Raw genomic sequence first — 10,827 nt, 5'->3', positions numbered from 1 at the left:
CACGGCCAACGTCAAGACCGACCAGTGGGCCAGTCTTCTCACCAAACTCGACGACGTTGTGGAAACTGCGGCGGCTGCAGCGAGCGTTTCCCGGGACGACACCTCCAACAGCAACGTGAGCGACGTACATATGGTTGACGCCGCGTCCTGGTTCATCGCAACCATGGTCATGTTGCTGTATTTCGCATGGGCCCTCTCCGAGATGAATCGGCTCGAACAGAACCCGGCCGATATCAACCGAGTGGCTCTCGTCATGGAAGTCGGCAACGCCCTCGCCTACGCGTTTGCGGCCCGCGCAGCGGCAAAGGCCGCACTGGGGCGGCTCGCGACTGAAGGCACCTCAATCGAGAGCAGCGGAGGTTCGGACTCTTCGGTCTAAGCGGCAAAGAACTGCCAGACCTAGGAACCTAGCTCATGTTGGATCTCGTCGTGAATGCCGCTGTTTCGATCCTGACCGGGTTCGCGCTATGGGTCGTCCTGCCACGTGGCGTCGTGCTTACGAGACGCCCACTGGCCGAGCACCCGCTGTCAAACGAGCCGGTCTATGACACGTGGCAGATCCAGAACGACTCGCCACTGCCTGTGCTGATTCTGTCCGTCGACTATCAAGGCGCCGACACCATGCATGAGGACAAGCTCTGCTGGAGGAGGTTGAGCGAGGACGTAGACGATCGCCGCGGGATCTCGCTGCGGATTGACGATGAGGTCTCCGAAATCAAACGATTGGACCGTCAGCACTCCTGGCGTGGAGTGGTGATCACCCCGGGCGACACTCTGACTGCAACGGTCCCAAATCTGACCGACCTGAGGATCAAGTACCGGCGCGCCGGCGCATTCGGCCTTGCCGAACGACGAGAAGTGTGGATTAGGGGCGGCGCTTGACGCTCTGATGTGCCCACCAACCGCGCGCGGGTCACACCGGTGACCGTCTCGTGAAGTTGTAGGGCTCGACGGAGCTTGGCAAGCCCCCCGGGTCTGAACGTCAGTCCGAACCATCCAAAACGTGCCGAGGCTTGCCAATGGACGTTCCGTGGACGTGAATGCATGTAGATGGCGAGACAGGCCGGACACGCTCAGACAAACGAACCCCCGGCGGCCAACGTTTCCGCTGGCCACCGGGGTGTTCTTCCAGGCGCGGCAGGTGAAGGATTCGAACCTTCGAGGTCAAAGAGGGCAACCCTGGGCTCTAGATCATCCGGACTGGATAGAAACCCGCGCGCCCGTGCTCAGCTACTCCGGTGAAGAACACCACCTTGCAGCCTTCCGCCTCCACACGAGGCGGGGTCTGGTTCTCGAGCACCAAGGTCTGTCCAGGATGGCCTGTCGCGAGGTAGTCATAGAAGGACTGCGCCACCGTGCGACTCATCAACTCGTCGTCCCCGCGCGCGACATTCCCTGGCTCTACTCTGCCCCCACGACGGAGAATCGCCGTGTCCGCATCGCGATACGTGAGCACTGGCGTATCCAGTGCAACGAATCCGGGATGCGGCAAATCCCTTTCGAGGCAATACTCGCTCAACGCAACACTGAATCCAGCGTGAAGCACCGACCGCATACCCTTGCCCCTGTCAGCCCGCCAGCGCTGCTCGACCACGACGTCCGGGGGGTCTGCCATGCGGAACTCCGCAGTCTCTGCACCTGGAACGTGCCACGCCTCCAGGATGCGTCGAAGCGTCTCGGAGAAGTATCGCTCGGTGCCCATGCCGACGGAACCGGCAACTTCGTCCGAAGTCGCTGCCTTCTGTCGAGCGACCGTCACCATCAATTGGTCTAGGTCGTCAACACGATGCCACAGACTCAGCCAACGCTCGACCTGCGAGCGCCGCTGAATTAGCGCACTCAGGTCTTCCCGAATAGGGCTCAGTTGATCGTCGACCTCAGCCAGTTCGGCCGTTACGGACGCTATCTCCTCGCCGAGCTCATCTGCGCGTGTAGTTGCGTCGTCACGAGTATCACGAACGGCCGCCATCGTGGCTTCCAAGTCCCTGCGTAGTGCCCGTGTACGACGGGATTCAGCATCCACTGACTCACCCAGCAGAACCGTTTCATACACAGCGTGCTCACGCTGCTGATGTTCTGCAGCAGCACCACAGAAGACGCACGATTCAACGTCGAAATACCCGAGGAGTGTGCCCGCGTTCTTAACCATCTCGAGTCGGCCAAGATCTGCCTCATACTGCGAATCCAGCAGCGAGAATCGCTGATAAAGAACATCTGCCTCGGCCGCCTTCGCCACAAGGCGTCTACGCTCGTCCTGCAGTTCGACCCGGCGATCGACAATTCGGTCGCGAACCATCAGGTCAGTCGACACGTACGTCGATGCGACCCCAATCGACGCATCCAATCTGATCATCTGGCCGGAGCATTCCTCCCGCGAAGGAGCCCCGTCCAACTGCTCGCGAGCCTGCGCTATGGCACGTTCGAGAACTTCCATCTGCCCACGGTTAACCTGGCGAAAGGCGGTGGGGTCTTCTCCTCCACTCAGGCCAGAATCATCCTCGCCTTCCAAGAGAAGCTTCAGCACTGATCGCTCGGAGGTGCGCGTCGAGTAGTTGCCGGTTTCGACCGGAGACGTGCGGGACTGAATCCGTTCTTCGTCAACGAGGACCAAATGAGCAAGATTGCGGAAGCTCATCGAGACCACTTCGTTACGCTTATTCTTCCTGACCTTGGCGTTGGCGATGCCCATTCGATCAAGCAAGTAGTGAGAAATGCTCTCGGCACTGTCCCTTACGTGCTTCGGGCTCAGGTTGAAGTCGGGCGATCTGTCAGGTATCTCGCGCACGTCTTCCTCGAATACCGCAATGCGCCCGCCACGCATGCTTCTCGCGAGAGTGACAACGTCCTTCGTCCCGAAGTCGATGCCAAGCAACATCGCCGAATACCCGTCCGCTTCGGGTATAGATCGGAGCCTGGAGGAGCCACCGAGCATAAAGTCCAGGGCTTCGACAATATACGACTTGCCAGCCTCAGATGCCCCATAAACGACCGTCAAACGAGGAGCGAACTCTAGCGTTGCCGCGGGCACACCAGATCCAACAGCAGTCAGGTGAAGAAGAATCACGTCAGCCCACCTTCATCGCCTACTGGTGAATCAGCGCTCGCGACTAGATCACCGAAACCATCGTCGTTCCACTGTTCATTCCACTGGCTTGCAACAGTCCAGATAATTTCCCGAAATTCCTCGATACTTTGCTCACCGAACTCGGTCGCCACCCACATCGCGACGTCCGTAAGAACCGGCATCAAAGGCGAATCCACTAGCCGAAGGAAGGGCGCCGCCTCCTCGCTAGCTCGATACGTGATCCCCTCCGAGGTCATCTCGACGTCGACCATTCGAGCACGAGTCATCAGTTGAACACCGTGCTCAAGAATCGAACGTTTTAGGCCAAGTTCTCCGCCGCGGTTCGGAACTGGCGGGAGTACACTTGGCGGCCCCCCAAGGTCTCCACTATGAATGAGGCAATAGTCCATTAGAACCAGTCGATCAATATCAAATGAACGCGGATAGGAAGTCGTCAGTAATACCAAGGCACGTAGCCCAAGTTCGAGCGGACTGTTAAGAGTTTCCATCACTCATCACACCAACATAACCGATCTTCGTTAGCGAGCTGATGACAGATGCCTGTGCGATCACTGACGCGTACGACCGGCAAGAGGCCGTTTCCTGTAATCGCCAGAGATCGCGCCGCTTGAGTAACCTGGAATAGCCGCTCAAGACCGTCCGAGTGATCGACGTCGTGAATATCAATGACGCCGTCAAAGACGTCCTGTTGCAAGGCGTCGAACGTTCCCTCCGGGACTGAGTCGCGAGCGAAAAGCCGCAGCGACTCGGCGCTGTAGAAGGCTACTCTCTGCCGTAGATAATGCGTCCCAACTTTCGCATCAGTAGCGGTATTCGTGGGAGTGAATTCGCGGCCGTGGCGTTCGGCATAGGCATCCATCAGTTTCGAGATGTACCGCTGCTCTTCGACCGCTGGCTCGATAGCCGGAACAACCGGGTCGGGACGGTTTGGAAGTTCAACTCCGAACCGCACGGAGTGCCATCGCGTCTGAGAGTGGCCAGTTATGAGTTCATGAAGTTCAACGGTCCCGAAGATCGAGAAATCCGCTCCATCGATGTACTTAAGAACTTCATGCAAGGAGTGCCCGCCCGTTGCCTTTGCAAGAGCGCTGTTAGATTTCCTTAGCGCTTCACACAGTGCATCGCGCAAATTTGATGGAGAGTGAATTAGGTTTGAGATCCCTGTGCCATAACCTTTGGGAGCAGCGAATCGATAGGCACGTGGCCAGGTGTAGTGTCCAGACATGGCACCCAACACGATCTTCAGTATCTCAGGGAGTGCATCACCCGGCCGCAGCGCTCGGCCGTATTGCTTGCATTGAAAGCAGTCCCAATCGCCGTCAAAACCAGACTCAGTTGAGAATCCAACGACATCGACGCCGTGGTCGTTAGCCCCGCCGCTCCGAGCCACAGTCGCATAGGGCAGGGTCGTGGCCCACTCCAGCACGAACTCTTCCCATTGCTTATCGCTGTAGATCGATAGGCGCTGTTCCGGCGTAAGCGCGAGATGACTCGTCGTCGGCGCCCAGGATTCAGCGTCCAAGAGGGTTGGCGCTGGCATCGCGACAAGGACGACCCCCTCATCCGTCGTGTTCCCAGACATGCGACCTCCAGTTCTTCTACAGCAGGCTCCCACACCCGTTCGGGCCCCGCAGCAAGTTCGACGCACCGGTCACTCAGGCTCCCACTGCTCTCAGATACGCCGGACTTTGAATAGCAGGTCGCCGGCGTGCTCTAGTCGAGCCCGCGGGAGGGCGTCACCAACTTGAGGTAAGAGCGATCGCTACAGCAAGCTATCTGCCGAGTGAGCCAGCGCACCCCTCAGTCAGGCACGAACCGTCGTGTCGATCATGCTGGCCACGAACTCGGGAAACACCAGCGCCGTATTGACGCGCAGGTCAGCAGAGTTGAGCCTCGCCGTCTCATGCCACGCGCCCATGCGCTGGGCAAGGTCGGAATCACCGCGCGCCCGCAATCTCATCTCGGCAACGTAGGCCGGACACCACAGCTCGACCACCACCCACCGAGCCTCCGGGAGCGATCTCAGGACCGCATCAACGGCCCCAGGTTGCCCGAGATGGATCACGGGCATCCCGCTCCCGAGCGCCTCGACCAAGCCGGGCCGGTCCACAGCGTAGGTTGCGCCGTATCGCCGGTTCTCCCAGATGATGTCCCGGCGCAACCGCAGCTCGTTGAGCGCACCTTTGGTGACCATCCGGTATCCGTCCTCATTTCCCGAACCGACCTTGATTCGGGCGAAGTGGATGTAGTCGGCCGACGCCGGACTACGACCGAGCGAGGTGCGGAACCTCCGCAGCACGGACCTCAAGCTCCCTGAGACTGGCTGGGGTGAGGCGATCCTCGCTGGCTCGTACACCGACGCCGGCAAGGCATGGACCGATGACGGCAAGCTCGGCGAAGAACGCGGACTGAAGCACCGGGTGACGACCGCGACACGGCCCGTACCGCTCGTGCCGCCACTCGTGAAGCTGCTCCGCGACCACCTCGAACGGTTCGAGACCGGCCCAGGAGGCTGGCTGTTCGTCAGCCGCGTCGGCAAGTTCGGGCGACCGATGCCCGCAAGCCTCTCCCGCCCGGTTCCGCTCGCCGCAGTCGAGCGGGCATTCAAGACCGCCCGCGAGGCGGCATTCACCGAGGCCGAACAGAAGTCACCGCTAGCTCAACGGCCCTACGATCTGCGCCACGCCGCCGCCGTATCGACCTGGCTCGCCGCCGGGGCCCCGCCAACCCTGGTCGCCCAATGGGCCGGGCATGGCGTCGACGTACTCCTGAAGGTCTACGCGCACGCTGTGGACGGCCAAGGCCCAGCTGCGATGAAGCGCATCGAGGATGCTCTCAACGACGAGAAGTAGCACCCAAGCAGCCAGGGCTCCGAGTGCACGGCGCCCCGCCCTCCAATCAGGAAGACGGGGCGCCGTGTCGGTATCAGTCGCAATACAGCGCGTAGTCCTTCGCGATCGTCTCATTCGAGTCGTACGGGTTGTCCCGATAGAATTGTTCGGTTTCCTCGCACCACTGCGCGGAATCGTTGGAGGCGTCCACAGCCCAGATCACAAACACGGCGACTGCTGTCACCAGCAGGAGAAGGCACCCGGAGGGCGCAGGTATCCCCCGACCGGCACGAGACGGCCGGGAGAGTGGCGGCTCGGTTGGCGACTCGGAGTTCGGCTCCGGGTTCGGGGAGAGCCGCTCCTTGTGGGTAGCGGCGAAACTCTCCGCGAGCGGGGGTCCCTCGTGTGCATGGTCGGTCGAAACCTTCTTCCGCCACCCGCAACTGCACGTGGCTACGGTGCTCCACCACCCGGCCCAGGAGTACTTTGGCTCAGTCACCTCGGTGACATGCTCATCCGCACCCGTCATCCCAAGCCATCCCCTGCCGTGTTCCGCAGAGTGTACGTCGCAGGTGCCGCCTCCGGATTGACTTCGGCGATACTCCCGAAGGTCTACGCGCACGCAGTGGACGGCCACGGCCCAGCCGCGATGAAGCGCATCGAAGATGCCCTCGACGACGACATGTAGCACCCAAACAGCCAGCGCTCCGAGTGCACGGCGTGCACTGGGAGCCCTGGTCGCTGGTAGGCCGTGTCGGGCTCGAACCGACGACCCGAAGATTAAAAGTCTCCTGCTCTACCAACTGAGCTAACGGCCCGAGGACAGTCTGCCGCACCCCCCAGATCCTCACCAAAGCAGGTCACCCAGCCGACCGACCGCCTATCCCGCGCCGGGCCAATCTCTGGGGAGAAATAGGGGACGAACACCCGTAGACATTCATCGAACGCCAGTACGAACCGGACAGAATCAAACGCACCTTGACCTGCCCGAATAGGACGAACTGGCGTCGCGCCCGCGTGGACGGAGGTGCCGCGTAGCGAGGATTAAAAGTCCACTGCTCTACCAACTGAGCTAACGGCCCGCCGGGAGTCTACCGGAGCAGCAGCCGTGTCCTATTCGAGGTCACCCGGCCGAGTCGACGACCTTCCGCGCTCGCTGACGATCCGGGCACATCGCTCGGCTGCCGCCTCGCCCTTCAGCGCATGCTCGAGCAGGAGCTGCGTCCAGCGCTCGTAGCGGGCGACCTCGACCGGATCCGCGATCTCGAGGTCGCCGGCGCTCGTCTCGAGGGTGACGATCCGGTCGCGCTGGTCCCAGCCGTGCTGGACCAGGACGGGGAAGCTCTCGAAACCGACGATGCCGATCCTTGCCTGGGTGGTGGTCGCCAGGTCGGCGATGTGATCGATCTGGGCCTGCATGATCTCGGGCGAGCCCACCAGGTGATGGAGGGCGGCCTCGCCGACCAGGATGGTGATCGTCCGGCCGGGCTCGTAGAGGATCGCCGAGCGACGCAGCCGAGCCGCGATCACGCGGGAGACCTCTCCGGCAACGCCGTCCCGGTCACGCGAACCACCTGCCAACGCCAGCAGGGCACGTGCATAGCCGGGGGTCTGCAACAGCTCGGGGACACTGTGCGGCTGGTAGCTGGTCAGGACCTTGGCAGCCACCTCGGTCGCTGCGTACGCATCCTGGTGCTGCTCCGCACCGCCGCCGGCCGGATGAGCGTCACGGAACGCGGCATGCTCCTGGTCGGCGCGGGCGCGCAGCGCGAGCAGCATCTCCCGGTCGGCACCCACCGCGGCCGCCCACGCACGGACCTCGGCCGCGGAGACCGATTGCCGACCCGACTCGATCTTCGACACCTTGGGCTGGGACCAGCCCGAGCCCAGCGCATCCGCCAGACCGGCCCCGGTCAGGCCGGCGGCGCGGCGGGTATCCCGGAGCGCGTCGGTCAGTGCTTCACGGGCTCGACGGTTGGGGCGGGGCACGGCGACGGCCTCCTTCTACGGATCGGAACCACCATGGTGCCCGATGGGCATACCCGACGTCCAGATGCACATCATGATTGGCAGGATCGAAATATTATGCTGCAATGGATTCGGGGTCACGTCGACAGGAAGGCAGGGCCTCGATGAGCATCCGACGAACCCACCCCGGACGACCGCGCCTCGTCCCCTCGGACACGGCTGCCCCACCGCGCGAGCAGGTGCTTCATGCCGCGGCGCAGCTGTTCGTGACCAAGGGCTTCGCGGCCACCTCGACGCGGGAGATCGCCGACAGGGTCGGGCTCAGGCAGGCGTCGCTCTACTACCACTTCACCGGCAAGGACGAGATCCTGGCCGAGCTCCTGGAGCGATCCGTCCGACCCACCGTCGATCGGGTCGACCAGATCGAGCAGCTGACCGCGACCACGAGTCCCGAGACCGCGCTCTACCTGCTGGCCCTCGTCGACATCCACACGCTCGCCGAGGCGCCGGACAACATCGGCATGCTTGCCACCCATCCCGACGTGACCAGCAGCGACGCCTTCGACGCCTTCCGCAGTGTTCGCGCCGAGCTCGCCGGTGCCTACGGGCGGATGGCCACCAGGGCCGCGGCGCCCGGCGTCGCCGCGGCAGCCGGGCAAGGCCACCTCGGCGAGATGCTCATGCATCTGGTCGAGGTCACCACGAGCCTCCGCAGCAGCGGCGTGCCGATCGACGACGCGACCGCCGCCCTCATCGCCTCGACCTGCCTGCGCGCCTGCGGGATCCCCGACCTCCGTATCGCCTCGGCGGCCACGGCCGCCACCCCTCTCATGGGCGGCTGAGCCGCTCCGGCGACACTGCGCATCGTCATTCCCGGACGGCCTCACCGTAGGCACCCACGAAGCCCTCGAGCAGCTCGAGGAACTTCTCGGACTCGTCTCCCAGAGCCGCGAGCCCGTCCGCATAGGCGCCCAGCGCCCGCGCCGAGGCCGACTCATAGACGGCGAGCCCCTCCTCGGTCGGCTCGATCAGTCGCGCCGAACGCCCCTGCTCGGCGAACCTCCGCAGATGGCCTGCGGAGAGCGCGGCGTTCACCTGCCGATTCACGGTCGACTGCTCGAGGTTGAGCCCGTCGGCGATCTCCCGGAGCGTACGCGGCCGGCCGTCGGAGAGGAACCAGAGCAGGCGTCCGTCGGCATGGTTGAGCGCACTGCGGTCCTCGGCGAGACGGCGGTGTACCTCGAGTCGCCCGACCAGGGAGGCCAGCCGGCGATCGGCGGTCAGGTCCGGGCTGATCTTCCTGAAGAGCGGGTCCTCGGCAGCGGGCGTTGTGGACGGCATCACATCTCCAGGCATTGTCGTTCCGACCTCACAATGTGTAGCATACATACGTCAATATGTAGATTACACATCAGAGGTGTGTCTTGAGTTCCTCCCCGTCCACCACCCGCGAGCCGACGACGCGCTCGACCGGTGGCGCCGTGGCCGTCATCATGGTGCTCTGCTTCGGCAGCCTCTGCGCCGCGCTGATGCAGTCACTGGTCATCCCGATCCAGAGCGAGCTCCCCGAGCTGCTCTCCACCACGGCCAGCACCGCCTCCTGGGTGGTCACGGCCACGCTGCTCGGCGCCGGCGTGACGATGCCCGTCACCGGCCGCCTCGCCGATCTCTACGGCAAGAAGCCCGTCCTGGTGATCTCCGGCATCATCCTGGTGATCGGCTCCGTCATCGTCGCGCTCTCCGACACCGTCGGCCCGGTCCTGGTCGGCCGCGTGCTCCAGGGCATGGCGATGGGCTACATCCCGGTCGCGATCAGCCTCGTGCGCGAGGTCGCGCCCGAGCACCTGCGCAACACCGCGGTCGCCGGTGTCAGCGCCACCCTCGGCGTCGGCGGCGCGCTCGGCCTACCGCTGGCCGCCTGGATCGCCCAGGACTTCGACTGGCACACCCTCTTCTGGGTCTCCGCCGGCCTCGCCCTCGTCGTCACCGTGCTGACCGCGGCCGTCGTCCCGCACGTACGCGACGCCCACCCCGGCCGCCTCGACATCGTCGGCGCGCTCGGGCTCGCGGCCGGGCTCGTCGGTGTCCTGGTCGGCGTCTCCAAGGGCAACGACTGGGGCTGGGCCGAGCCCGAGACCCTCGGCATGATCATCGGTGGCGTCGTGATCCTGCTGCTCTGGGGGTGGTACGAGCTGCGCCACGACGACCCGCTCGTCGACCTGCGCACCACCGCGCGCAAGCCGGTGCTGTTCACCAACATCGCGGCCGTCCTCATCGGCTTCGGCATGATGGCGCAGTCGATCGTGGTCCCACAGCTCCTCCAGATGCCCGAGGCCACCGGCTACGGCCTGGGCCAGACGATCTTCCAGGCGGGCATGTGGATGGCGCCGGCGGGTCTGATGATGATGCTCTTCACCCCGGTCTCCTCGCGGCTGCTGACCCGCCTCGGTGGACGCGGCACGATGGCGATCGGCGCGGTCGTCCTGGCCGCGGGCTACGTCGTCGCGGTCTTCCTGATGGATGCCCCGTGGCAGCTCATGCTCGCCTCCTGCGTCGCCTCGGCAGGCGTCGGGATCGGGTACGCCGCGATGCCCACGCTCATCCTCAGCAACGTCCCCTCCGCCGAGGCCGCCGCGAGCGTCGGGCTGAACAGCCTGATGCGCTCGATGGGCACCACGGTCGCGGGCGCGGTGATGGCCATCGTGCTGACCAGCCAGACCACCGTCCTCGCCCCCGGCGCACCCGAGATCCCGACCGCGGGCGCGTTCCAGCTCTGCTTCGTGATCGGGGCGCTGGCGGCCGGCGTCGGCGCCTTGATCGTGCTCCTCATCCCCCGGCCGCGCCGGGAGGCGGCCGACGACCCCGCGGACGACGCGGTGCTCGCCGGATCGCACTGACTCCGCAGCGCTCCGATACGGCAGCGGGCCCGACCAGCTCTGAGCC

At 64.1% G+C, this 10,827-nt stretch carries 12 protein-coding genes and 1 tRNA gene; 6 read left to right on the top strand and 7 right to left on the bottom strand.

The features are described 5' to 3' along the window. Both ACFV9G_RS17960 and ACFV9G_RS17955 read left to right on the top strand, forming a co-directional pair. The coding region (locus tag ACFV9G_RS17960; RefSeq protein WP_378728856.1) for a hypothetical protein at positions 1-379 on the top strand (379 nt) is incomplete at its 5' end. A gap of 35 nt (positions 380-414) precedes the next feature. Further along, positions 415-882 (top strand): hypothetical protein, encoded by a 468-nt coding sequence (locus ACFV9G_RS17955; RefSeq protein ID WP_378728855.1) that lies wholly within the window; start codon positions 415-417, stop codon positions 880-882. Positions 883-1,186: 304 nt separating this feature from the next. Here ACFV9G_RS17955 and ACFV9G_RS17950 read toward each other — a convergent pair whose 3' ends face one another. From ACFV9G_RS17950 to ACFV9G_RS17935, 4 genes are all read right to left on the bottom strand, one after another. Continuing rightward, positions 1,187-3,064: an AAA family ATPase gene (locus ACFV9G_RS17950; protein ID WP_378728854.1), complete on the bottom strand. Its 1,878-nt coding sequence runs from the start codon at positions 3,062-3,064 to the stop codon at positions 1,187-1,189. Continuing rightward, a complete protein-coding gene (locus ACFV9G_RS17945) occupies positions 3,061-3,573 on the bottom strand; it encodes an ABC-three component system middle component 2 (protein WP_378728904.1) in 513 nt (170 codons plus the stop codon). Before ACFV9G_RS17945 ends, ACFV9G_RS17950 begins: the two co-directional genes overlap by 4 nt. Continuing rightward, a complete protein-coding gene (locus tag ACFV9G_RS17940; protein ID WP_378728853.1) occupies positions 3,573-4,667 on the bottom strand; it encodes an ABC-three component system protein in 1,095 nt (364 codons plus the stop codon). Before ACFV9G_RS17940 ends, ACFV9G_RS17945 begins: the two co-directional genes overlap by 1 nt. A gap of 222 nt (positions 4,668-4,889) precedes the next feature. Then, positions 4,890-5,384 carry a hypothetical protein gene (locus ACFV9G_RS17935; protein WP_378728852.1) on the bottom strand — a complete coding sequence of 165 codons (495 nt, stop codon included), beginning with the start codon at positions 5,382-5,384 and terminating at the stop codon, positions 4,890-4,892. Between ACFV9G_RS17935 and ACFV9G_RS17930 the strand changes: the two genes are divergently transcribed. Together ACFV9G_RS17930 and ACFV9G_RS17925 are read left to right on the top strand one after the other, a co-directional pair. Next, entirely contained in the window at positions 5,365-5,937 is a 573-nt protein-coding gene (locus ACFV9G_RS17930) for a hypothetical protein (RefSeq protein WP_378728851.1), read from the top strand. The genes ACFV9G_RS17935 and ACFV9G_RS17930 overlap by 20 nt on opposite strands. A 487-nt stretch (positions 5,938-6,424) precedes the next feature. Further along, complete coding sequence (locus tag ACFV9G_RS17925; RefSeq protein ID WP_378728850.1) at positions 6,425-6,604, top strand: hypothetical protein; 180 nt, start codon at positions 6,425-6,427, stop codon at positions 6,602-6,604. A 54-nt stretch (positions 6,605-6,658) separates the two neighbouring features. On the opposite strand, the gene ACFV9G_RS17920 is transcribed toward ACFV9G_RS17925, so the two are convergent. Continuing rightward, positions 6,659-6,734: transfer RNA gene (locus tag ACFV9G_RS17920), tRNA-Lys, on the bottom strand. 295 nt (positions 6,735-7,029) lie between these two features. Beyond that, complete coding sequence (locus ACFV9G_RS17915; RefSeq protein ID WP_378728849.1) at positions 7,030-7,905, bottom strand: Scr1 family TA system antitoxin-like transcriptional regulator; 876 nt, start codon at positions 7,903-7,905, stop codon at positions 7,030-7,032. Between the two features lie 143 nt (positions 7,906-8,048). On the opposite strand from ACFV9G_RS17915, the gene ACFV9G_RS17910 reads away from it, so the two are divergent. Continuing rightward, the gene (locus tag ACFV9G_RS17910) at positions 8,049-8,726 is read left to right on the top strand and encodes a TetR/AcrR family transcriptional regulator (protein WP_378728848.1); all 678 of its coding nucleotides are present in this window, start codon (positions 8,049-8,051) and stop codon (positions 8,724-8,726) included. Positions 8,727-8,751: 25 nt separating this feature from the next. Here the strand turns inward: ACFV9G_RS17910 and ACFV9G_RS17905 are convergent, their stop codons facing one another. Further along, positions 8,752-9,225 carry a MarR family winged helix-turn-helix transcriptional regulator gene (locus tag ACFV9G_RS17905; RefSeq protein ID WP_378728847.1) on the bottom strand — a complete coding sequence of 158 codons (474 nt, stop codon included), beginning with the start codon at positions 9,223-9,225 and terminating at the stop codon, positions 8,752-8,754. Positions 9,226-9,308: 83 nt separating this feature from the next. Here ACFV9G_RS17905 and ACFV9G_RS17900 point away from each other — a divergent pair, with 83 nt between their 5' ends. Next, a complete protein-coding gene (locus ACFV9G_RS17900) occupies positions 9,309-10,781 on the top strand; it encodes an MFS transporter (protein ID WP_378728846.1) in 1,473 nt (490 codons plus the stop codon). Positions 10,782-10,827: the final 46 nt, after the last annotated feature.

The organism is Nocardioides sp. NPDC059952 (genome assembly GCF_042730435.1).
In the GTDB taxonomy this organism is placed as follows: domain Bacteria; phylum Actinomycetota; class Actinomycetes; order Propionibacteriales; family Nocardioidaceae; genus Nocardioides.
This window is presented reverse-complemented; position numbering and strand designations above follow the sequence as displayed.